The 24451-nt window shown below is 48.6% G+C and carries 20 protein-coding genes; 6 read left to right on the top strand and 14 right to left on the bottom strand.

Features of this window, described 5'->3' with window-relative positions; translation table 11 throughout:
• Positions 1-7: 7 nt before the first annotated feature.
• The gene (locus WN59_RS05635) at positions 8-1114 is read right to left on the bottom strand and encodes an amidohydrolase (protein WP_046513943.1); all 1107 of its coding nucleotides are present in this window, start codon (positions 1112-1114) and stop codon (positions 8-10) included.
• A 100-nt stretch (positions 1115-1214) separates the two neighbouring features.
• On the opposite strand from WN59_RS05635, the gene WN59_RS05630 reads away from it, so the two are divergent.
• Together WN59_RS05630 and menC are read left to right on the top strand one after the other, a co-directional pair.
• Complete coding sequence (locus WN59_RS05630; RefSeq protein ID WP_052747294.1) at positions 1215-2651, top strand: YfcC family protein; 1437 nt, start codon at positions 1215-1217, stop codon at positions 2649-2651.
• Between the two features lie 14 nt (positions 2652-2665).
• Positions 2666-3805, top strand: coding sequence for an o-succinylbenzoate synthase (gene menC / locus WN59_RS05625; protein ID WP_046513939.1), 1140 nt, complete (start codon positions 2666-2668; stop codon positions 3803-3805).
• Between the two features lie 50 nt (positions 3806-3855).
• Here menC and WN59_RS05620 read toward each other — a convergent pair whose 3' ends face one another.
• Positions 3856-4704 (bottom strand): metallophosphoesterase, encoded by an 849-nt coding sequence (locus WN59_RS05620; RefSeq protein WP_046513936.1) that lies wholly within the window; start codon positions 4702-4704, stop codon positions 3856-3858.
• Positions 4705-4846: 142 nt separating this feature from the next.
• Between WN59_RS05620 and WN59_RS05615 the strand changes: the two genes are divergently transcribed.
• On the top strand, positions 4847-5785 hold the full coding sequence (locus tag WN59_RS05615; RefSeq protein WP_046513931.1) for an aldo/keto reductase: 939 nt from the start codon (positions 4847-4849) through the stop codon (positions 5783-5785).
• 42 nt (positions 5786-5827) lie between these two features.
• On the opposite strand, the gene WN59_RS05610 is transcribed toward WN59_RS05615, so the two are convergent.
• Positions 5828-6811: a Gfo/Idh/MocA family protein gene (locus WN59_RS05610; RefSeq protein WP_046513927.1), complete on the bottom strand. Its 984-nt coding sequence runs from the start codon at positions 6809-6811 to the stop codon at positions 5828-5830.
• Positions 6812-6942: 131 nt separating this feature from the next.
• On the opposite strand from WN59_RS05610, the gene WN59_RS05605 reads away from it, so the two are divergent.
• Together WN59_RS05605 and WN59_RS05600 are read left to right on the top strand one after the other, a co-directional pair.
• The gene (locus WN59_RS05605) at positions 6943-7317 is read left to right on the top strand and encodes an ArsR/SmtB family transcription factor (RefSeq protein WP_046513923.1); all 375 of its coding nucleotides are present in this window, start codon (positions 6943-6945) and stop codon (positions 7315-7317) included.
• The gene (locus WN59_RS05600) at positions 7307-9370 is read left to right on the top strand and encodes a heavy metal translocating P-type ATPase (protein ID WP_046513920.1); all 2064 of its coding nucleotides are present in this window, start codon (positions 7307-7309) and stop codon (positions 9368-9370) included. The genes WN59_RS05605 and WN59_RS05600 overlap by 11 nt, the downstream gene beginning before the upstream one ends.
• Positions 9371-9430: 60 nt before the next feature.
• On the opposite strand, the gene WN59_RS05595 is transcribed toward WN59_RS05600, so the two are convergent.
• From WN59_RS05595 to tcuA, 10 genes are all read right to left on the bottom strand, one after another.
• Positions 9431-10666, bottom strand: a complete 1236-nt coding sequence (locus WN59_RS05595) for a hemolysin family protein (protein WP_046513917.1) — start codon at positions 10664-10666, stop codon at positions 9431-9433.
• A gap of 181 nt (positions 10667-10847) precedes the next feature.
• The gene (locus WN59_RS05590) at positions 10848-12248 is read right to left on the bottom strand and encodes a bifunctional 2-methylcitrate dehydratase/aconitate hydratase (RefSeq protein WP_046513913.1); all 1401 of its coding nucleotides are present in this window, start codon (positions 12246-12248) and stop codon (positions 10848-10850) included.
• Positions 12245-13165 carry a methylisocitrate lyase gene (prpB, locus tag WN59_RS05585; protein WP_046513910.1) on the bottom strand — a complete coding sequence of 307 codons (921 nt, stop codon included), beginning with the start codon at positions 13163-13165 and terminating at the stop codon, positions 12245-12247. The genes WN59_RS05590 and prpB overlap by 4 nt, the downstream gene beginning before the upstream one ends.
• A 6-nt stretch (positions 13166-13171) precedes the next feature.
• A complete protein-coding gene (locus WN59_RS05580) occupies positions 13172-14677 on the bottom strand; it encodes a tripartite tricarboxylate transporter permease (RefSeq protein ID WP_046513907.1) in 1506 nt (501 codons plus the stop codon).
• A gap of 12 nt (positions 14678-14689) precedes the next feature.
• Positions 14690-15139 carry a tripartite tricarboxylate transporter TctB family protein gene (locus WN59_RS05575; protein ID WP_052747292.1) on the bottom strand — a complete coding sequence of 150 codons (450 nt, stop codon included), beginning with the start codon at positions 15137-15139 and terminating at the stop codon, positions 14690-14692.
• Positions 15140-15163: 24 nt separating this feature from the next.
• Positions 15164-16147: a Bug family tripartite tricarboxylate transporter substrate binding protein gene (locus WN59_RS05570; RefSeq protein WP_197073392.1), complete on the bottom strand. Its 984-nt coding sequence runs from the start codon at positions 16145-16147 to the stop codon at positions 15164-15166.
• A gap of 133 nt (positions 16148-16280) precedes the next feature.
• Entirely contained in the window at positions 16281-16949 is a 669-nt protein-coding gene (locus tag WN59_RS05565; protein ID WP_052747289.1) for a response regulator, read from the bottom strand.
• A complete protein-coding gene (locus WN59_RS05560) occupies positions 16930-18549 on the bottom strand; it encodes an ATP-binding protein (protein WP_046513898.1) in 1620 nt (539 codons plus the stop codon). The genes WN59_RS05565 and WN59_RS05560 overlap by 20 nt, the downstream gene beginning before the upstream one ends.
• A 111-nt stretch (positions 18550-18660) precedes the next feature.
• Entirely contained in the window at positions 18661-20085 is a 1425-nt protein-coding gene (locus tag WN59_RS05555) for an SLC13 family permease (RefSeq protein WP_046513895.1), read from the bottom strand.
• A 31-nt stretch (positions 20086-20116) separates the two neighbouring features.
• On the bottom strand, positions 20117-21616 hold the full coding sequence (tcuA, locus tag WN59_RS05550) for an FAD-dependent tricarballylate dehydrogenase TcuA (RefSeq protein ID WP_046513893.1): 1500 nt from the start codon (positions 21614-21616) through the stop codon (positions 20117-20119).
• Between the two features lie 116 nt (positions 21617-21732).
• On the opposite strand from tcuA, the gene WN59_RS05545 reads away from it, so the two are divergent.
• Entirely contained in the window at positions 21733-22593 is an 861-nt protein-coding gene (locus tag WN59_RS05545) for a LysR family transcriptional regulator (RefSeq protein WP_046513890.1), read from the top strand.
• A gap of 62 nt (positions 22594-22655) precedes the next feature.
• On the opposite strand, the gene WN59_RS05540 is transcribed toward WN59_RS05545, so the two are convergent.
• Entirely contained in the window at positions 22656-24434 is a 1779-nt protein-coding gene (locus tag WN59_RS05540) for an IucA/IucC family protein (protein WP_046514379.1), read from the bottom strand.
• Between the last annotated feature and the right edge of the window lie 17 nt (positions 24435-24451).

The following is a 24451-nucleotide window of genomic DNA, read 5'->3' as shown; positions in this document are numbered from 1 at the left end:
AAGTTCTTTATTCCACGTTCAAAACAGCCTGGTACAGGATGTCTGTGCCGTTCTTGAGCGCATCGTGGTCGAATGTCATGTAAGGGTGGTGCAGCCCCGGCTTCAATCCGCATCCGAGACCAAGCATCGCCCCTTTCAATTCCGGATATTTCACCGTATAGAAATGGAAGTCGTCCCCGCCGCTCGTAATGATCGGATCGATGCATCTTTCCTCCCCGAGCACATCCACAATCGATTTTCTGAGCAGTCCGATGGCGTCCTGATGGCTCTCGCTCGCCACGATGCCGGAGTAATTGACGTCTTCGATGGAGACGTCGTACAGCTTCTCTATGTTTTCGAGGATATCGGATACACGGTCCTTCAGCTTCTCCATCTGTTCGTTCGTCTGGGACCTCATGTCTATGCCGCATTCGGCACTCCCCGGGATGATATTCAGGGATTTTCCGCCCGAGAGGAAACGCGTCATCTTAACAGAGGAGGGCACTGTCGGATTGATATGGATTTTGGACAGCATGCCCACGATATCCGTGCCCACTTCGATGGCGTTATGGTTCAGGTGCGGACGCGCGCCATGCGCATCATCTCCGACGATCCTGAACTCCAGGGAAGAAGCCGCGCCATGTTCGATGCTGGGGGAGGCCACACCACTCAGGGCTTCCTCCTCAGGCCTCAGATGTACGCCGATGAAGTAATCCATCCTTTCGATCACACCCTCATCCGCGACGGAGAGCGCCCCGGTCCCCACTTCCTCAGCCGGCTGGAAGATGAAGCGCACGCCCGCGGATTCCAGTTTTTCATGCCCTTTCAACTTGAGCATCGTACCGATCACCATGGACGTGTGTGCATCATGTCCGCACGAATGGTTCGCCTGCTGGACACCGTCCACCTCCTGCCAGAGCGCATCGATGTCCGCCCGGACGCCGATTACAGTAGTGCCGGGATCAAAATTCCCCATATCACAATAAAGGCCGGTGATATTTTTGAATCTGACAGGTTTGAACCCTTCACTTTCCAGGAAATCATATATGTAGTCCGTCGTCCTGTACTCTTCATTGCTCAGTTCGGGGTTCGCATGCATATGTTCAAAAACCTGCTTCATTTTTTCTTCTATCATTTCAATGGGCTCCTTCTCATACGATTTATTGAATAACAATCCAGTCTTCTTTATAATATATTACTAATTACATGAAAATTCAAACAGGGAGGAATACATATTGACTGAAGAGAAGAATGGACAGGAAGAAAGAATTGAGAACAGGAAGAAAAAAGGAATGCGTCTGCCCGATGCCTACATCATCCTGTTTGTTTTTCTTGTACTCGCAGCCGCCGCCACATACATAATACCGGCGGGTGAATTCGAGACCGAGGAATCATCCGAAGGGATTGATGTCATCGTCCCCGACACCTACAGCGTCATTGATTCCAACCCTGCCGGTTTCCTTGATATATTCTCCGCCATCGTGGATGGTCTGATCAGCACTTCCAACCTGATATTCCTGGTGCTGATCATCGGAGGAGTATTTGCGGTCATCGAAAAGACAGGTGCCATCGATGCCCTCGTGACCAAGATCATACGCATCACCAGGAATAAGGAATGGATGCTCATCATGCTTGTCATGATCATCTTCTCGATTTTCGGCACACTTGGTATCATCGTCAATGCCGTCATCGCATTCATCCCGCTCGGCATCATTCTGGCCAGATCAATGAAGATGGATGCCATCATCGGTGTGTCCATAATATATCTGGGCGCCTATACCGGATTTGCCGTGGCGATACTCGACCCGCTCACAATCGGTTTTGCCCAGCAGATTGCGGAAGTCCCTCTATTCTCAGGGGCGGGTGTACGTGTTGTTATGTACACAATCACATTGATCGCAACGATGGCATATGTCATATGGTATGCGAACCGCATCAAGAAAGACCCTTCCCGCGGTATTCTGAAAGACAACCCATTCCCGAAGGATTCGAATGACGGCTCGGAACTCGGCAGACAGGAAATGAAACCGAAACACATACTGGTGCTGCTGGCACTCCTTATTGGCATCGGGGCCTATGTAACCGGGGTTTTCACTGCCGAATGGAACCTTGAGGAAATGGCTGCTGTCTTCCTTGTGGTCATGGTGGCAACTGCCATTATCGGACGGATCCATGTCAACGACATGGTGACGACATTCATGCAGGGGGCAAACTCCGTCCTGTATGGCGCGCTCATCATCGGTATGGCCCGCTCCATCGTGGTCATACTGGAAAACGGCATGATCCTTGATACGGTGGTCAACTTCATGGCGGTCGTAACAGAGCCGTTCACCAGCACCATGGGCGCAATCATGCTGTTCATCGGAAACGGACTGTTCAACCTCATAGTCACTTCAGGGAGCGGCCAGGCAGCCATCGTCATGCCGATCATGTCACCCCTTGCGGATATCATGGGATTCCCGAGACAGATTGCCGTACAGGCCTATACGATGGGCGACGGCTTCACCAACATAATTACGCCGCTCTCCGGTGTCCTGATGGCGAACCTTGCGATTGCAGGGGTCCCCTACACTAAATGGATTAAATTCGCCCTGCCGCTTGTAGGAATATGGTATATTCTTGGAATTATCTATATAATCATACTTGTAGCTATAAATTGGGGACCAGTATAAGGAGGACGTAAATTATGAACATTAAAGAGATAAAACTCCATCAGCTCATGATGAATATGAAGCATCCGTTCACAACGAGCTTCGGGACTCAGCAGGACCGTTTCATCACGATCATTGAAGCTGTTGATGAAAATGGCCTTTCAGGATTCGGTGAATGTGTTTCCGGAGAAGATCCACTCTATTCCGAGGAATTCATGGATGCCTCCCTCATTGCGATGAAAAAATACTTCGCACCGCTGCTGCTTCAGAATGAGATAAAGCATCCCGACGATGTGTGGGAACTGTTCAAACCGTTCAAACGCAACAATATGGCAAAGGCCGGCATTGAAGGCGCGGTGTGGGATCTCTACGCGAAACAGCATGATATTCCCCTGTCAAAACTGCTCGGCGGGGTCAAGGAGAATGTTGATGTCGGTGTCTCCCTCGGCCTCGAGGAAACCGACGAGCTGCTGCTTGAAAGGATTGCTGAAAAAGTCGATGAAGGATACAAGCGCATCAAGGTCAAAATCAAACCCGGCCGCGACGTTGAAATGATCCGCACGATCCGCGGGAAATTCAAGGACATCCCTCTGATGGTGGATGCGAATTCTGCCTATACGCTTGATGATATCGACACACTCAAGGCACTGGATCAGTTCAAGCTCATGATGATAGAACAGCCACTGGCAGCAGGCGACCTCATCGATCATGCAAAATTGCAGCGACAGCTGAAAACACCTGTATGCCTGGATGAGAGCATCGATTCCTATGAAGCGGCAAGAGGGGCGATAGAGCTCGGCAGCTGCCGGATCATCAATGTCAAAGTCGGACGCGTCGGCGGACTCACACAGTCGAAGAAGATCCATGACCTCGCCCAGAAGCATCACATTCCTCTGTGGTGCGGCGGCATGCTGGAAGCAGGCGTCGGACGCCTTCACAACATCGCCATCACTACCCTCGGCAACTTCACACTGCCGGGGGATACTGCATCATCCAGCAGATACTGGCATGAGGACATCATTACGCCGGAAGTGACCGCAGAGAACGGTGTTGTCGAAGTCAGCCACGAGCCGGGAATCGGTGCGGAAGTCGACTTCGGTAAGATGGAACAGTATTTGCAGAAAACGGAAACCATCACAAAAGAAGACACACCTGACATGATATTCTACGATTAAAAAAACAGTACATCGGGACGATGGCATCGTCCCGATGTACTGTTTTATTTCTATAGATTCGCTTCACGTTCGAGATCCACTATGACGATTTCAGGATGGTTGAACACCCTGAACGGGAACCTGCTGTTGCCGAGCCCCCTGCTGATTACGACACTCGTACCATTTTTCGTATGGACCCCTTCAGTATATTTCGGCAATATTCCCTGGTGCGGTGCGTAGAGCCCTTTGACAAAGGGCAGTCTGATCTGTCCGCCGTGTGCATGGCCGGTGAACACAAGATCGATCGGAAACCTGCTGTACAGATCGATCTGATCCGGTCTGTGGGACATCAGCAGGGTCAGTCTGTCATCTTTGTCCTGCAGCCTCTCCCTGAGTGACATTTCAAACCGGTCCATGATCATCGGGTCCTCTTCATCACCATAGAACCAGAGGTCTTCGAGACCCAGCAGATGGATGTACTCATTACCGATATACAGCCGGTCATCCGTCCGGCTGATGTTCTTCATATCCGATTCTCCAATCGCACGTTCGAGCTTTTCAAAATGTTTGTAATGGGCTTCGTGGTTTCCCGTCACATAATATGTCGGCAGTATTTCAGTCAGCTGATCGATGAAGCGGATCGACCGCTTCAAATAAGGGGTACGGCGGTCGATGATATCACCGGTGACGAATATCACGTCACCATCCGCTTCTTTTATTTTCTCCAGAAGGTCTCTTGAACGCCTGCCGAACCTCGCATTATGGAAATCGGAAACCTGGATGATCCTGTAGCCGTCAAATGCATAGGGCACCCTGTCCGATTTGTACACATAGCGTGTCGTGACGATGTCCTTGTCCTCTTTATACAGAAAGCGCGACAAAGCGATGAGAAATCCCAGTATGATGTGTGAATATTTCATATTGCTACCTCAGGTTTTTATATTCATTATAAGGCAAAGTGGTGAATCATGAAACAATTATCAATCGCCTACCTGCATCCATTCGTTTATCGATACTGCAGCTGCCGTGTACTATGGTATTATCATATTTGAGGTGATATAGATGGAACAGATAAATTTAGATGGTTCGGAACTTTCGGCCTCCCGCATCGTTCTGGGATGCATGCGCATCAACCAGATGGATGACCGGTCGCTGTCTGAGCACCTGCGTACAGCTTTGGATCTTGGCATCAACAACTTCGACCATGCGGACATCTACGGAAAAGGAGAATGCGAGACGAAGTTCGGTAAAATCCTGAAAGAAGAGCTGCAGCGGGAGGATATTATTCTGCAGAGCAAATGCGGCATAAGGTACGGCCATACGGCGGGAGAGGATATTGAATACTATGACTTATCCCGAGAACATATCATCGATTCCGTCGACGGGATCCTCCAACGCCTCGGCACCGATTACCTCGACCTGCTCATGCTCCACAGACCGGACACTCTGATGGAACCCGAAGAGATTGCGGAAGCGTTCGGCCGGCTGGAACAATCGGGAAAAGTGAGGCATTTTGGCCTGAGCAATTTCAATGCCCCCCAGTTCGATTATGTACAGAAATACACCGATCAGAAACTGATCACGAACCAGATGCAGTTCGGGCCGGCAGAGCCGAAAATCATCAGCAGCGGGCTGCAGGCCAACACCCCTTTCGCAGGAGCAGCCGACAGGGACGGCGGTCTCCTGGATTATGTGCGTCTCAATGATGTGACGCTGCAGGCATGGTCCCCGTTCCATTACGGCTATTTTGACGGCATCTTCCCCGAAGACCCGAAGTATAAGGTCCTCAATGAAAAGCTCGAAACAATCGGCGAAGCCCACGGCATATCTAAAAGTGCAGCGGCGGTGGCGTGGATACTGCGGCATCCGGCCGGCATGCAGACCATCATCGGTACGACAAACACCGAACGTCTTACGGAAATTGCGAAAGCGGACGATGTAAACCTTTCAAAAGAAGAATGGTACAGCATCTATAAAGCGGCGGGACATGTGATTCCGTAAAGCAACACCCCGACTCAATCGAGCCGGGGTGTTTGCAATTCCTTATTTTTCATCTGCAGGATACAATATGCCTGCACTTTTTCGGGCGGCTTCCAGGAATTTCATCACTGTCGCTGAATGATCAAGCAGCTTCAATGCTTCATTGCCGTCCCCGGCTTCAAAAATCTTCACGAATGCTTCAAGCTCCGCAACCATATTGTTCGGGTTCTGCCCGAGATCAATAGTCTCGTTTTCCTCGCCGGCATGGATTTCGATAGAGTCTATCGTGTTGGCCGCCCCCTTGACATGGATATACCCCTCGTCGCCCTGAAGCAGCACGAAGTTTTCAGATGCAGTGTCCTTGGAACCGACGCATGTGGCGAAAAACCCCTCATAATCCAGGACGCTGACCCCCGATGTATCAACGCCATTTGCATGTCTGTTCGGCACATAGGATATTTCTTTCGGCCCTCCGAACAGACCGATCATGAAATGGAGGTTGTAAATATTGAGATCGGAAAGTGCACCGCCTGAAAATTCAAGATTGAAAACGTTCGGACTCTCCCCCGCCTTCAGCTTATCATAGCGGCTGGAGTATTGTGAGTAGTTCGACTGGGCGACTTTGAGCTCGCCGATTTTCCCGAGGTTCTCCCTTATCTTTTTGAAATGGGGAAGATGGATGGTCGTAATCGCCTCAAACAGAAACAGCCCCCTTTTTTTGCTCAGGGCGATCAGTTCCTCCAGTTCCCTGAGTGTCGATGTGAATGGCTTCTCGCAGATGACATGCTTGCCATTCTCAAGCGCCCGCTTTACATAATCGTAATGCAGGCTGTTCGGCGAAGCCACATAGACCGTATCGTAGTTCGTGTCCTCCATCATCCTATCCATATCCGTAAAAGTCATAACTATCCCGAATTCATCAGCAAGCTTACGGGCCTTTTCCCCAGTTCTCGAATAAACACCGTAGCACTCCACACCTTCGACCTGCCCCACTGCATCCAGAAAGCGCTCTACTATGAACCCCGTACCGATCGTTGCTATCTTCATATTCCATATCCCCTCTTCTGCGGATTTTCATAATCAATCCTATCACAAAATACATTCAAACGTTCATTTGATTGTTGGAGCGTTTTATTATACAATCATATTCAAACTTACATTTGAATGAGGTGTATCTCATGACAGAGACAAAACACATGTGTGAAGTGGAAAGTGTCGATACAGAAAAAGTGAATCATGCGAAAGAATTCATAGATGCAGATGCCGTATCCAACGTTGCAGCCATATTCAAGGCGCTCGGCGATATCAACCGGTCCCGGATTGTCCGGGCTTTAAGTATAGAAGATGAGCTTTGCGTCTGTGACCTCGCCAACATAATGGAAGTGAGCACGGCATCCGCCTCCCACCATCTCAGGAGCCTCAGCAGGCAGGGAATCACAAAATCCAGGAAAATGGGTAAGATGGTCTACTACTCCCTGGATGACGATCATATCAGACAGATCGTTGATATGGCATTCATACACCAGGAGGAGTTGAACGGTAATGCAAAATGAACAGAAGACATACCGGATTGACGGTTTTTCCTGTGCCAACTGCGCCAAAACATTCGAACAAAATGTGAGAGATATCAGCAGTGTCGAAGATGCATCGGTCAACTTCGGTGCTTCACAAATAACAATCACCGGGGATGCCAGTGTGCAGCAGATAGAAAAAGCAGGAGCTTTTGAAAATCTTAAAGTGGTGGATAGAAACCAGCCGGAACCAAAAAAGCCGCCGTTTCTTCAAAAACACCGCAAAGTATTGATTTCGTCACTCTTCATGCTGGCAGGCTTCGCCCTGGTTATTGCAGGCAGCGGACAGACTTGGACCACGACAGGACTCTTCCTCGTGTCGATCCTCACCGGCGGACACCGTATGTTCCTGACGGGGTTTGGCAACCTTGCAAAGCTCCGTTTTGATATGAAGACACTCATGACCATTGCTGTCATCGGGGCTGCACTGATCGGGGAGTGGCCGGAGGCTGCGGTCGTCGTCGTTTTGTTTGCAGTGAGTGAATCACTCGAAAGGTATTCAATGGAAAAGGCCCGGGCATCCATCCGCTCATTGATGGATCTTGCACCAGACACGGCAGTCATCAAAACAGCTTCGGGGACAAAAAGTGTTCCTGTAGAAGAAGTGGAGATCGGAGACATTGTTATCATCAAACCCGGTGACAAACTTTCCATGGACGGCATCATCAGATACGGTTCCACCGACATCAACCAGGCCGCCATTACGGGGGAATCACTGCCTGTTATGAAACTCGCAGGGGATGAAGTCTTTGCAGGCACACTGAACGGTTCCGGCTACCTTGAAGTAGAAGTCACGAAACACAATGAGGATACCACGCTCTCAAAAATCATCCGCCTTGTCGAAGAAGCACAAGGAAAACGGGCACCTGCACAGCATTTCGTTGATCAGTTCGCAAAATATTATACACCTGCCATCATGGCCGCCGCCCTGCTCGTGGCAGTCGCACCGCCGCTGTTCTTCGATGCCCAGTGGGCCGTCTGGGTCTACCAGGGCCTTGCGGTCCTGGTCGTGGGCTGTCCCTGCGCCCTGGTCATATCGACCCCGATCGCCATTGTATCGGCCATCGGAAATGCTGCGAACAAAGGCGTCCTCATCAAAGGCGGTGTCTACCTTGAGAAAATCGGCCAGAGCAGGACAATCGCATTTGATAAGACGGGCACCCTGACAGAAGGACATCCGCATGTCACAGATTTCGTGACATATGAAAATGTAGAAAAGGAGACCACCCTTGCCATCGCCGCCGCCCTGGAATCAAGGTCCGGGCATCCTCTCGCCTCTTCGATACTGGAATATGCGGAATCAGAAAACATTGATCATACCACACTCAACATTGAGGATTTCATGTCTGAGACAGGTACAGGCGTCACCGGATGCATAGATGGCAGAACATATACGATAGGAAAGCCGGAAAAGTTTGAAGATGCCGCACGTTATCAGGCGGATGGCAAGACCGTCATGATAATGAAAGAAGACGGGCATGTAGTCTGCCTGTTTGCAGTGATGGATCAGCTGAGGGATTCCAGCAGAGAAGCTGTTGAAAAACTGCACGGTATGGGTGTGAGTACTGCTATGCTCACGGGTGACAATCAAAGGTCGGCGGGAGCCATTGCAAAATCAATCGGCATTGATGAAGTGTTTGCTGAACTCATGCCCGAAGATAAACTTGATGCAGTCAAAACAATGAAAGTGGAAGATAGGGTGGCAATGGTCGGCGACGGCATAAATGATGCGCCTGCACTGGCCACGGCAGACGTAGGCATCGCCATGGGGAAAGGCACCGATACAGCCCTTGAAACCGCTGATGCCGCACTGATGGGGAATGACATCAGGCTGCTGCCGTTTACAGTGGACTTGAGCAGACGGACACTCCGTATCATCAAAGCCAACATCACGTTCTCACTGGTCATAAAGCTGATTGCGCTGCTGCTCGTCATTCCGGGCTGGCTGACTTTATGGATTGCGATACTGTCGGATATCGGAGCAACACTCATAGTGGCATTGAACGGTATGAGACTGCTCAGAGTAAAAGAATGATCGATAAAAAAGCACAGGGCCATCCTCATGGAAGCTGGCCCTGTGCTCTTATGTTGCACACTATTCTTCTTCGTCTGTCTTCATGATATGGACTTTACGTATCATCTGGTCTTCCATTTCAACCACCTTGAACACAAGACCCTCCTCTGTCAGAGTATCCCCCGCTTCAGGAAAATCGTTGAATTCCTTGAAAAGGTAGCCTGACAGTGTGTCTTCTTCCTCCGGAATACCGGTACGGAAAATCGAATTCAGCCTGTGCAGTGTAATCTTGCCGTCGCAGACGATCTCCACTTCTGACATGGATTCGACGAGCGGGTCATTCCTAAGATCCGTTTCGTCTTCTATCTCGAATCCGAGCATCGCCTCGATGATATCTTCATGGGTCAGAATTCCTTCTGTGCCGCCGAATTCATCTATGACGATGGCCATGTGACGGCGTTCTTTCGTCATTTTCCTCAGAACATACTCCACGGACTGGAACTCGTGGATGATGATCGGATCATCATCACAATATTCCATCAGCGGTCTTTTTGGATCGGTGGACCATTGCAGCAGATACTTCGAATGGAACACACCGATGATGTCATCCATATCCTTATTGTAAACCGGATAACGGGTATACATCTGATCAATGACGAAATCACGAACTTCCTCATATTCCGCATTTTTTGAAAGAGCTTCTATCTCTGTCCGCGGGGTAGTGAGGACATCCTTGACATTCAGTTCACGGAAATCCAGCACGCCGCGTATCCTGTATGATTCATGCTTCGCAAATACACCTTCGGAATCGGCGATATCCACAATTGTCCTGAGTTCATCCTTTGAAACCGACGATTTCTCAATCTCCCCTTTTGAAAGTACCCTGGTAATCGTATCCGTCAGCCAGTTCAGCACGATTGTTATTGGCTTGAATATGACTACGAAAAACGAAATTACCGGACGCACCGTGAGGGCTACCCGCTCCGGGAATGTTGCTGCCACCGATTTCGGTATCACTTCCGCCAGAACGATGATGGAAATCGTCAGTGAAGCCGAAGCGACCGCAACACTGATACCGTAATCGATTGCCATTGCAGTCACGAGAGTCGGAAGCAGTATGTTCGCTATATTATTGCCGATCAGTATTGTCGTTATGAATTCACTCGGTTTTGAAGTAAGGGCAAGCAGTTTTTGCGCCCCGGTATCTCCATTTTCCGCTTTTGTGCGGAGTTTCATCGTATTGACGGCCGTCAGGGCCGTTTCACTTCCTGAAAAGAAGAAAGAAGTGAAAAATAGTATTATGATCGCTATGATCAATTTGTCTCCTCCTCATAAATCTTCCTGTATAAAAACAGCCAGTCCATGACACGGACTGGAAATTTAGCGACATGTACCTATTTTAACATTTTATAACAACATTGCTCATCTTGCAAAATGAATGACCGCCGACGGCTAATGCCGTTGGCGGTCATTTTGTGTCAGTAACACTTTTCCCTGATTACTGAAACTCATGCATGAAATCACATATATCCATTTTCATCAGGGAATCAGTATCCTCAAAAATGTTTTTAATCTGTCTTATCTTATCTTCGCCGAAGTGGCTGCCGAGATTGTTTTCAAATTTCCTGTCAATGATCGGGATGACCTCATTCCGTCTGAACCTGTGTCCGATGGGATATTCCACTTCCACTTTTTCAGATTCCTGTCCATCTTCAAAAATCAGCCGGACCGCATTCGAAACGGCTCTTTTCGCCGGGTCCAGGTAATCTTTTGAATACTGTTCATCCTCTTTGACAATCATCCTGCTCATGAGATGATCGATCTCCGGATGGCTGTCATGATAGCTGTCTGCATAATACTCTGTCTTCAGGCCCCCGTTCAAAAGGCTCACAGCAATGATATATTCCAGGGAATGATCTCTGTCCGAAGGATTCTTCAGTTCCACCTTACCGGCGATGATTCGCACTGCCGATTCATGTGTGGCAACCCGTATTTCCCGGATGAGCCCGAGTTTATCCCGGTATTCCCTGTGCAGTGCCATCGCCGCCTCTGCTGCTGTCTGGCCGTGGAATTCCGCTGGGAAGTCCGCCTTGAACAAAATGTTGTTCACTACATAATCATCCAATTTTCGTGGCAGGGTGATGGCATTGCCGCCCATCATATTTTCATTGAATCCCCAGTCCGGTTCACTCAGCACATTCGGATAGCCTTCGCTCAATTTATCAGTCAGCAAAGCCAGTCGCACACCCCTCATCGTCGCATCACCCGCCGCCCAGGATTTCCGGGTGGTTACGTTCGGCGCATGCCTGTATATGCGGAGGGGCGCTCCGTCAGTGAATGCATTACTTACTGTACTTTTCACTTTTTCCGCATCTCCGCCGAAAATTTCTGACACGACGGCCGATGTGGCAATTTTGACGAAAAACACATGATCGTATCCGGCTCGGTTAAGGCTGTTGGAAAGCGAAAGGACACCCTGTATTTCATGCGCCTTGACCATCGATTGAAGCACGTCCATCACCGTCACTTTCGTACCTCTGGAGGAGACGTGATATGATGCGGCAAGGATGCCGCCGAGATTATCGGACGGATGCCCCCACTCCTCCGCTAAAAAGCAGTCATTATAATCCAGCCACCGTATGAGCATCCCGATGTTCCAGCTGGCATCCAAAAGCCCGAGCGGCCCGCTGATACCGGGGATCGGCATGCCGTCCTCACGGAAACCGCCCGCTTCCACGGGACCGAGCATCTTTTGACACTGCGGGTTATCCAATGATTTGATCATGCATCCCATACTGTCTTTCAAGATCAGCAGTGCAATATCCAAAGTATCCGCACTGAAAGTCCTATCTTCGGTGACATAACCGGAGATCTCCTCAATCACATCATCATACTTCATCTGTTCTCCTCCTGATCATCCGGCAGTACTGTACGATCGATTTTGGAGTCCATTTCTTCGTACTCATGCAGCCTCAGAATTTCATACAATTTTTTGCGGGTCTGCAGCTTATCCAGCATAGATTTCTGGGTACCCGCTTCATGGATCACTTTATATACCTCTTCCACATTATATGCAGCCGCCCTGAGTGAAGTTACAGGGAAAATCACCAGATTGATTCCTATCTCAGAAAATGTCGCCATATCAATATAATCCGTCTTGCCGAATTCAGTCATATTTGCAAGTACAGGTATATCTATCTCTGTCCTCACATGACGGAAATCTTCAATTGACTGCATTGCCTCGGGAAACACAATATCCGCGCCTGCATCTATATATGATTGCAGTCTCCGGACCATGCCTTCCATCCCTTCTATGGCATAGGCGTCCGACCGTGCAACGATTTTCAAGGTCGGCGCCGTCTCCTTGATCATCTGGATCTTTTTGACCATATCGGCCTCCGGTATCAGCCTTTTACCGTTCAGATGCCCGCATTTCTTCGGAATCTGCTGATCTTCGATCTGCACAGCAGCCACGCGGGCCTCGACCATTTCACGGGCCATCAGCGCCACGTTCAGAGGTTCCCCGAATCCATTATCAACATCGACCAGCAACGGCATGTTCGATGCACGGACGATTTCACGCGCCCGTCCCGCAACATCTTCAAGTGTCAAAAGTCCGATATCCGGGATACCTTTGCTTGCAGACAGTGCACCGCCTGAGAGATAGATTACTTCAAAACCTGTCCTTTCTGCCAAAAGGGAGCTCATGCCATCATGAGCTCCTACTATGGGTAATGCGCTATTTTCCTTTACTTTTTCCATGAAGCCGGAAGCCAGCTGCTGCTGGCTTTTCGGCTGTGCCACTATCCATGTCATTTTTCATCATCCTTTATTATCGAATTTCACCCTGGACAATCGGCTGAAGAATGCCGGCAGGAAAACGGATGCCACTGTCAATACAGCAAAGAGTATCGCTATAGGTGACGCCGTTATCATTGCCCACAGACCGTCGTAGCTCACACTCGCCATCCTGTAGTTCTGCTCCATCTGGTGACCGATGATCACTGCCAGAATCAACGGCGCAGTCGGAATGTTCAGTATCTTCATGAACAGCCCAATGATACCGAAGATGACCAGTATGAAGAAATCGATGATGCTGTATCCTAGAGTATATGTCCCAATGAATGCGAGCACGAGTATGATCGGATACAATATATGCGGCGGTGTCTTCAGTATTTTGATCAGGAATCCGATGAGAAGAATGTTCATGATGACAAGCACTATGTTACCGATGAACAGGCTGTTGATGAATGTCCATGCAACATCAGGCTGATTCTGGAACAGCATCGGACCCGGCTGCAGCCCGAGCATGATCAGTGCACCGAGTATTACTGCGGTAGTCCCGGAACCCGGGATACCCATCGTGAGCAACGGTATGAATGCACCAACAGCCGCTGCGTTATTGGATGATTCCGGTGCTGCGACCCCTTCCGGCGCTCCTTTTCCGAATTCATCACTCTTTTTAGAAAGCTGCTGTTCAGTGGAGTAGCTGATCATAGATGCGATTGAACCGCCCGCTCCCGGGAGTATTCCCACCAGGAAACCAACCGGCGCCTGACGGATCATCGGCCAGAACGAGCGCGTCCACTGTTCTTTCGTAATCCATGTCTTCCCTACATCATCCTTAATACGCTGATCTTCATCCTTGATGAGAAGTATATTATAAAGTACTTCACCGACAGCATAGATACCGATAATGACAACGAGAAAATCGATTCCTTCACTCAGATGCGGAATGTCAAATGTGTAACGGTAGACGCCTGACTGTGAATCCACGCCAATAGTAGTGATCAGCAGACCGAGAACCATTGAGACGAACCCCTTGATCATATTCCCTTTGGACAGCGACACGACTGCTGAAAGCGTGAAGACAAGCAGGAAGAAATATTCCGCCGGACCGAACTGCAGTGCGAAGCCTGCAAGTGGCTTGGCAAGGAATACAAAGCCTATGATGGCAACAAAACCACCGATCAGTGAAGCCAGGGTCGCCAGCGTCAGCGCCTGTCCCGCCTGGCCTTTCCTTGTCATCGGATAGCCGTCGAACGTCGCTGCAATTGCCGAGCCGTCACCCGGGGTATTGATCAGGATCGAACTTCTGGACCCACCGTACATCGCACCGTAATAGATGGCTCCCAGCAGAATAAGAGCACTCGTCGAGTCCATGCCGAAGGTTATCGGAATGAGGACAGCGACGGCTGTGGCCGGGCCCAATCCCGGAAGCATGCCGACAACTGTCCCGAGAAGACCCCCGATGATGATGAATATCAGGTTCTGAAAGCTCATGGCTGTGGTGAATCCTTCTAAGAAACTATTCCAATCTACTCCCATCGATATACCTCCCTATGGCAGACTGACGCTTAACAGTTCCGCGAATGTATACCATGAAATGAATGAAAACAGGATTGTCACGATAATATTCATCAACCATTTGCGTCTTCCGTTTATCAAGAATAGTAATGCGCCTAAAAATAATATTGTAGAAATTAAAAAGCCGATGCGTTCAAATATGAATGTGTAACCTAAACATAATACCAGCACAATGATTACCTTGATTGTCAGTTCCCTGTCCGAAAAAATCTTATATGCATCAAAGATTTTCTTCCTGTCCTTGATCTCTGACAGGATGTAGAGAATGGACAATCCTAAAAGGGAAAATCCTATCAGCAGCGGATAATTCATCGCTGCTGTAGGGTTTCCTACTTTCGATTCAGGCAGATTGAATGTGAGTATCAGATAGATTACGGAAATTAACAGTATGATTGAAGGTACTATGAATCTGATGATCTCCACCCACTTTTTCCGTATTTTGATATGTTATTCAGTCAGACCTGCAGTTTTCATAAGGTCTTCATACATTTCGTTCTGCTCATCCAGGAACGCTTTCGTCTCCTCGCTGTTCATGTAGTAGTCCTGCCAGCCGTTGTTATCGAGGACTTTCTGCCACTCCTCGCTTTCAACCATTTCGCTGAAAGTTTCATCCCAGTATGCAATTTCTTCCTCGGTCATATCAGGCGGTCCCATGATGCCTCTCCAATGTGGGAAAGTGAAGTCAATTCCCTGATCCTGCCATGACTCAATGCTTTCATCTTCCGGAATCGGTTCATCAGCAGTGGTTGCAATAATGTCAAGGTTGCCGCTCAGATGCTGTTCCAGTGATTCTGAAATGGAAAGTGTCGCTACGTCGACATGACCGCCGAGAAGTGCCGTCAATACATCGCCGCCACTTTCATAGATCATGAATTCAAGCTGGGATACATCCACACCATATTCATCAGCAACACGGACGAATGACAGATGATCATTGTTGCCGAGTGCCGGCCCGACTGCGATTTTCAGTGACTTCGGATCTTCCTTTAGTCTCTCAAGCATATCCACGCCGTCTTCAATGTCAGAATCGGACGGTACTGCAACCGAAATCCATTCGGTAGCGAGTACAGCAAGCGGTGTGAAATCTTCATATGTAAGGTCGCTCTGACCCAGAAGATTATTTGCAATCACAAGGCTTGAGTTGATTGAAAGTGAGTGGCTGTCCTTTCCTTTAAGGTACTGCCAGCCGACTTCACCGCCGCCGCCCGGTTTGTTTACAACGTTCATGTTCTGCTCGACAAGCCCTTCCTTATCCAGAACATTCTGCAGAGCACGAGCTGTGGCATCCCAGCCGCCGCCAGGTGTAGCAGGCGCCACAATTTCAACGTTTTTACTCGGATAGTCAGATTCAGCAGAACCATTGCCGCAGGCGCTGAGCACGAGCACCACAGCAAGCATGATTACGGAAAGAAACTTCATACGACTTTTCATAGTTACATCCCCCTAAAAATATTCCTAATATTCTTTTTATTGCCTGAGTCCATATTAAACAGGGCCAGCGCTTATGTAAACGCTACCAAAATTAAAAATATAAAGAACTTTATGTCATTAAAGAACATAAAGTTCACAGCATGATTCTCTTATACTTTTTTTCAGGCCGGCCCTTATCCCCAAAATCCTGTGAGACAGTCAGTTTTCCAGACTTCCTCAAATACTCAAGATACCGTCTGACAGTCGTCCGCGATGTTCCAAGATAGTCTCCGAGATGCGAGGAGGTCCATTCCTCTTCTTCTGAGAAAACATTTTCTATCTTTTTCAGTGTCACCGGGTCGATACCTTTTGGCAGTTCATCTTCTTCGATGTGCTTCCCTCTGCCAAAATAACGGTCTATCTTCTCCTGATCCATCTCAGCGGATTCTGACAGCCCCCTGTTCCTCGCGGCATACTCGTTTACCGTCTCGCCCAGTTTGTCCAGCTTCACAGGCTTCACTAAATAATAAAGGACACCGAGCTGCATCATGTTCTTCACTTTTTCACTTTCCTGGCTGGCAGTGATGGCTATGAAATTCACATAAGGGTGTGATTTCAGAACCTCCTCTATCAATCTGTCCCCGTGCATATCCGGCAGATAGACATCGACCAGCATAAGATCGATGTCCTTCTCTTCCAGCAGACCGAGGCTTTCTGTTGCATTAAGAGCAGTGTATATTTCTTCCGCACATGTATTTTTCAGCAGATACTCCCTGTACATCTCCCCTATCCTGAAGTCATCTTCAACTATAAGGATCTTCATCATCCTCTCCCCTTTCCTGTGTCATAGGTATTTCGGCAGTAAATATGGTTTTCCCTTCCCGGGAATTGATATCTATATATCCTCCCAGCAGTTCGACATTATTACGCACATTGTAGAGACCGTACCCCCGGCCGGGGCCGCCATTCTTGGTCGAATATCCCTTCCTGAACACTTTGTCCGTATCGCTTATCCCACTGCCGTTATCCTTTACTGCGATTTCCAGCCAGCCGTCGAACCAGCCGGTGTAAAATTCTATTTCAGATGATTTCCTGCCCGCCACTGCGTCAAAGGCATTATCGATGAGGTTGCTGATGATCGTAATCAGTGCATTGATGGTGACCTTGTCGGATATATCCTCCATCCGGCTTTCCTCATCCACCCTGAACTTCACCCGCTTCTCGGCGGCCGTATTCATTTTGGCGATCAGAAGCGCTTTGACCCGGTCTTCCTGTATGCCATGGAGATTGTTCTGGTAGGAATCCAGGTTGTTGATCTCATCGTTGAGCACCTCTCTTATGCCTGTATACTTTTCCATCTCCAGCAACCCGGAAATCAGATGCAGCCGGTTCTTATACTCATGGCTCTGTGCCCGGAGGTCGTCAAAGAGGGACTCTACGATGGTGAGCTTATTGGAGAGCTCCGACATTTCCGTCATATCCCTCAATATGATCACATGGCCTGAAAGCTCCCCTTTTATATACAGGTCATTGATGATGACTATGATTTCCTTGTCGCTCAACTGTGTCTCAAAATAGCGGATTCCAGGAGCGCTATCCTGAAGCACCGAATCCATGTCATGTCCGAAATAGCTGCGTATATTACGTGCATGCCAATCGGCTGATTCCGGGATATCAAGATATTTACGGGCAGCTCCGTTCAGATAGATGATCCTGCCGGATAGATCGGCCCCGACGATACCTTCGTCCAGAGCAGAGAATATATTCTCCCTGTTCTTCAGGATCATTGTGATCTCTTTGGGCTCATAGCCGAGGGTCTCCGACTTTATGTATTTCCCGAACCATCTGCTTATGAAGAAACTGAGAATGATGAATACCACGACAATGAAGGACAGCTGGGAAAGCTTTGCCATTATTTTTTCGATGATCTTACTCTCAAAATAGCCGACTTTCACTACACCGCTCAATTGTCTCGCCTCATCACCAGCGTAGATGGGGGCGATAGCCAGAATGGCAGGTTCTATATATTTGTCCGTCTCTTCGGTGTAATATGCCCCGAATATGTTTGCCCGGGCATCATTGCTGAATGGTTCATGAGTTCCGATCATTTCAGGATCAGGGTGTGACATGATGATGCCTTCCTTATTTTTGACGATGACAAAATCTATGTCATTTTCAAAAATATACTGGTTGGTGAGCGTCTGGATCTTTTCATTGTCGCTCAGATCATCCCCGTCGACCAGTGAGGGCATGAAAGAGATGGTTTTTGCAGATTGGAGCGTAAGCCTTCTGGCATTGTCATAGTATTCACTTCCGGAGTGGTAAAGGTAGAACACTGACAGCGAAATGATGATCAGACTCATCACCCCGATCAGTATGCCGTTTATCTTCGTTTCAAGACTTACATCTAACAATCTTTTCATAATAATCATACTTCCCCGGATGAATTAAGAACCATTATACCAGTAATACATGGTTCATTGAAGATGCCCCGTCCATTTTGAAGCAATATTCAAACAATTATCCCGCCTGCACTACTGCCACAGCATCCAATATGATGCCGCAGCAATAATCGCGGCCATGATGAATATGCAGGTGGAGAACGAAGCGATGATGTAATGGTCCTTTTTACTGAGTACACCTGTCTGGAATGCGAAATATGACGTCGGTGAGTGGATTGGAAATATGTTGGTCCCGCCAACAACCATGATTACGAGAAATGCGATGCTCATGACAGGTATGTCCGTCATATCCGCATAGGAGATGATGACAGGGAAAATCACGATGATTGCAGAGGACGGAACGATGAATATCATTCTGAACAGGAAAGTGATGAGTGCGAGGATCATGATTTTGAAAATCATTCCGGAACCATCAGGCACGAACTGCAGCATCTGTTCCGCTATTACGGAGGCCGTCCCATTCTGATCCAGCAGTATCCCTATTGAAAATGATGCACCCAGAAGCAGGAAATTCTCCCAGTCGAAGGCCCGGATGTCCTCATTGCCGAGCAATCCCACTTTAGGAAGTGAATAGATGACCAGTAGAATCATGGGTGGCAGCAATGTCGGTACAGCATCATTATTTATGACAGCCCATGTGAGTATCATCAGGGCGAAGGTGATGATTACGAACCAGAACTTCTTCTTTTCAGAAGTTGTTCCGAATTCCGATTCCGGCCGGGATTGTTGATACTTGCCATCTGCAGGAATTTCCGACGGATAGGTGCGTTTCAAATATTTCCATGCAAATACATTCACCAGCAACAATGCTGTCCAGAGCGGAGGAGCAACGATCAGAAACCATTCCAGCCATCCCAGATCCGCAACATTGTAATCTTTCAGCAGCTGGGCTGCGAGAACCGGGAAACCGCCGCCTGTATAGACGATGATCGTGCCATTCTGGTTCATCAGACCGACCACGTACATTGCATACTTCCTGAAGATGCTCCGATGTGAAAACCCGAACGTATCGTTCAGCCGGTCAATGAACGGAAGCAGCATTTTCAACCTGGCAAACGCAGACGGCATGAGCACAGGCAGTATCGCAATCATGAGCGGTAATGCGACAGCTATAACTTTGGGACCTTTTCTATTCAGCCGGAGCAATTGTGAAGCGACGACCTTGTCCACCCCGGCCTTTACGAGTACTCTCGCGAGTATCGTCAGAATGAGGATGAAATACAGGGCTTGGGACAGGAAACCTGTCATCGCCCCCTCCACCGAATCCACCAGGCCGAGTATCATCATCATGGCCAGAAGCAATATGCTTGCAGCACCGGATGGCAGCGGCGAAATTGTCCAGAGATATATCGCAAGCACAAGCAGCCCCACCGTCCTTTGCTGTTCCGGACTGAAGTCCGAAAGAAAGGTCGATGGAGCTATGATTGCGAGGGCTGCAACAGCCGCCAGTATTAAGATGTTGAATGTTTTCGTGAAACGTATCCTGGTAATTTGCATGGATGTCACCAGCCCCGATAAATCCTGACTGCTATTTGTTAAGAGTCTTACCCTTGATCAGTTCCGCAGCAGACATTCCCGCAGTCCTTCCGAAGACCGAGCCTGACATCAGCCCTGAACCGCCCGGATAGTTGTGGTAGAACAGTTCGCCCACCATTTCCCCGGCGGCATACAGCCCTTTGACCGGCTCTTCTTTGTCATCCAAGACTTCCGCTTTACTATTCACCTTTACCGCTCCGAAAGTGAATGTGATTCCGCATGTTACCGGATAAGCATAGTAAGGTGCCTGATCGAAAGTCAATGCCCAGTTCGTCTTCTCCGGTGACAGGCCCCGGGTCGACTTGCCGTCCTTGACGCTCGGGTTGTAATCTCCCTCCTGCACTGCCCTATTATATTCCGTGACAGTTTGTAGGAATGATTCTTTATCCACCCCCATCTTCACTGCAAGTTCTTCGGGCGTATCCGCTTTGAATACTGTCGCTTCCTCAAGATCATACTCGACTCTGAGCATCGGACGCACCTGGCTGTCATACAGCTGGAACGCCTTATGACCCGGCTGCTTCAGCGTCTCTTTACCATATTTGGCATAGGTATAGTTACGGAAATCGGCACCTTCATCCACAAAACGCTTACCTTCCGTATTCACGATCAGGCCAAGCGGATAGGATGATTTCTTGTAAATATCCCCCGGCTTACCGTAATCGCCGAATCTTGGGGCATTATAATCCGTCGTATGTGCATGACACCCGTCGTACTGTCCGGCCCGCACTGCTCCGGCTTCAAGCGCCATTTCAATGCCGTCGCCCGTATTGTATTCACTGCCTCTGACGACAGCATCCTTCCACTCATCACCGAGGTGCTCCATGCGTTTTTTCTTACTTGCTTCAAATCCTCCGCAGGCAAGGATGACGGAATCTGTCTTTACAACAGTCTCCCCTTCATGTTTACGGTCGACATGTATGGTGGAAATTTTCCCGTCTGTCTTCTCAAGTTTTACCGCCGGGGATTCATACCAGATTTCCACACCGTTTTCCTGCGCTTTTTTGAACATCGCTTCAACGAGACCGATACCTTTGTTGTCTGTCTTTACAGGCAGGCCGCCCCAGAAAGTCTTTTTGCCGTCTTTTTCAAAAAACTGGTTTTCATTCATGATGAACTTGACGCCTTGATCTTTCATCCACTCTATCGTCTCATATGATTTGGAAACAAGGTGATCCGCAAGTTCCGGTTTGCTTTTCCCCTGCGTCACTTTCATCAGATCGGCATGGAAATCATCTGTTCCATATTCAGGCATTTCAATATCATCGTCTTCAGACAGACCGTCAACGATCCGTTTTATACCATCGAGATCCCTGTATGCAAAACGGATTGCGCCGTCGGTGAAGAACGAGTTGCCGCCGCGTTTATGCTCAGGTCCCTTCTCTACCATCAGGACGCTTGCCCCATTTTCACTTGCTGCGACTGCAGCACTCAATGCCGCGTTCCCCGTGCCGACTACAACCGTATCAAACTGCTTTGCTGTATCTGTCATCCTTCATCCCTCTTTTATAAATATTCTTAATTTAAGATTAGAAGAATGCTTGACATAAGTAAAATATATATTTTCAATGGTTATAGATAGAATAATTCAATGTCAGGATGATGATCATGAATGAAAAGGACTGGCAGCTGCTCACAATCCTATACGAGGAAAGAAATATCACAAAAACCGCAAAGAAACTCTACATCTCCCAGCCTTCGCTCACCTACAGGCTCAAACAGCTTGAAAAAGAATTCGGCATTTCTCTGATGCACCGCGGAAACAGAGGGATAACCTTCACCAGTGAAGGAGAATATCTGGTAAGGTACGCTGAGAAAATGCTCAGGGAACTGAAGAACACTGAAGATGCACTTTCAAACATGAACAGGGAAGTGAGCGGAACGCTGAGGCTCGGTTCTTCCAGCAACTTCGCACATTATGAGCTGCCAGACATACTTGAAGGTTTCATCAGCCGATATCCGGACGTCGATCTTCAGCTCAAAACCGGTTGGAGTTCAGATATCATCAGTCATCTGCAGGATGAATCCATCCACGCAGCGTTCCTCCGCGGTGATATCAGATGGAAAGGCAAAAAGATCCTGATCGCAAGGGAACACATGAGCGTCGTTTCAAAAGAGGAGATAACGCTTGAAGAACTGCCCCGCCTGAACTATATAAAATACCGGACCGACCCGCTTCTGAAAAACACATTCGATGAATGGTGGCTGAAAAACTTCGACGGGCCCGCTCATACATCGATGGAGGTGGACCGTATAGAAACATGCAAAGAGATGGTAAAAAGGGGCCTCGGGTACTCTTTGATGCCGAACATCAGTATCCATGATGAAGATGATCTTTATACTCTGGATATGAAAACAGACGGCAGAAACATCGTCCGCAACTCCTGGTTCCTGTATAAAGAAGAGACATTGGATCTGAGAATAGTCAGCAGTCTGATGCAGTTCGTCAAAGAATATTACAGTATTTGAAGACACTCATCCGAATATCAGCGAAGACAGCATCCAATGGATACTGTCTCCGATTTCATCCATCAATTCATTTTTGCCGCTTCCTGTCTGTGGAGCGCATTGGTCACCTCTCCATGCTCGCTTGCATGGGGTCGGTCATCACCGTCTTCATATCCGTAGTCAAGCATGCGATTGCGGTTCAGTGCCAGTTTTGTGAATGTCGGCCTCAGCAGGTCGAACAGTTCGAATCTGTCGTTCAAGTGTGGAAATCTCCCCTGATAGGTAAGTATTTCCTCCCTTGCCATCTGCCAGAAGCCACTCTCTGGAAGCCCTTCGTAATCTTCGAGTATATCCGCCAGGTAACGGAAATGACAGATGAAAAGCCCTGTAAGTATGAACTGGGTCAGCCCTTCCGGTTCTTCTGTACGCAGGACTGCTTTCAGATTGTCCGAGAGTGTGCCCAGTTCCGGCAGCGGCCGGTCACTAATGTTGACGTCGTCCACAAAATCTTTCATGATTATACGTTCCGGAATGAAATCTTTCAGTACGAGCACCGTATTCTGTCCGTGTGGCGAGAACACGGTACCATACTGATACATGAAGTGCACCAGTGGCGGCAACAGGGCATGCATCAGTCTTTTCACCCACTCTTCTGCCGTCAGCCCTGATTTCTCAATCAATTTTGAAACAAACGGTGTATCTTCATGATCCACGTGCAGCAATGCTGCCAGCGTAATCGCATGTTCACATGTTTCGAGCGCCTTGTATATGCTCTCCCGCCACACGACACCGAGCAGTTCCTGATACTGGTAAGGCACACCGTCAACTTCACTGAAGACCGGATGGTCTACATTCATCGTCGCCACTTCCCCCAACAGCCCTACCCTGCATTCATCTTTCAGGTACGCATCACCCTCAAGTATATCTTTCATGAAGGCTGTAACTTCCGGGGCGATGACCGTGCGTTCTCCGGGCAACCCTCTGTAGACCAGTGTATTCAGTATGCTCATGGGCAATTTCACATGGAATTTTTCTTTGTCACTCATATTGACGAATGTGCGGATCGACTGCTGGGGGAGATATACATCAGCGCCTTCGCCAAGCGGAACAATACTATTTTCCGCAATCTCTCCTGCAAACATCGGCACGATGGAATGGTTCCATTGCCATATGTGGACCGGCATGAAATAATACTCTTCCGGCTTGAGGCTTTTGTTCTCAAGCGTCTTGATGAAATCGTCAACCGCCGGCCCACCGAGTTCCTGTCCGATGACCTCGTCATAACAGACATCTTCAACAGAATGGAATGTTCCGATATTACGGTGGACGGCAATCCATGAGATTTGAACCTTTTCCTGCTTTTCCGGTGCAAACCTGAGATAATCCTCATACCCGAAACCGATGCGCCCTTTATTGTACGTGATCCAGGGATGACCGGTCATCTCTCCTTCAAGCTCAGCATAATCCAGTTCAACAAGCTCCTCTGCCGTTTTCGACTTGTCTGAGATGACCGTATCTGCAAGCAGCGTATGCAGGTATTCCCGTACCAGATGTCCGGCAGTGGACCCTGTCATATCTGCCTCTTCCCTGATACTGAACAGGAATCTCATTGATGACGGCATGGACCTGTTCTCATCACTCAGCACTTCAACGGTTTCAGACAGGACGGAAACACTGTCAAACATGCGTTTACGCGCCCTGAATCGGTAGACTGAACCTTTTCTGTCCATCCACTCATAAGTAAGCACACCATTTTCTTCACTTATCATTTCCGGAATGAATATCTCTTCATAAATGAATTCCTGAAGCATTTTGGATAATAGATTCCGGTCGGCCTTCCGCCAGTTCTCTTCGTTCAGCATTGATAAAGGTGTTTCTG

The organism is Salinicoccus sediminis (genome assembly GCF_000986795.1).
In the GTDB taxonomy this organism is placed as follows: Bacteria; Bacillota; Bacilli; order Staphylococcales; family Salinicoccaceae; genus Salinicoccus; species Salinicoccus sediminis.
Note: the sequence above shows the minus strand (reverse complement) of the source record. Positions and strands in the feature narration are given on the sequence as shown.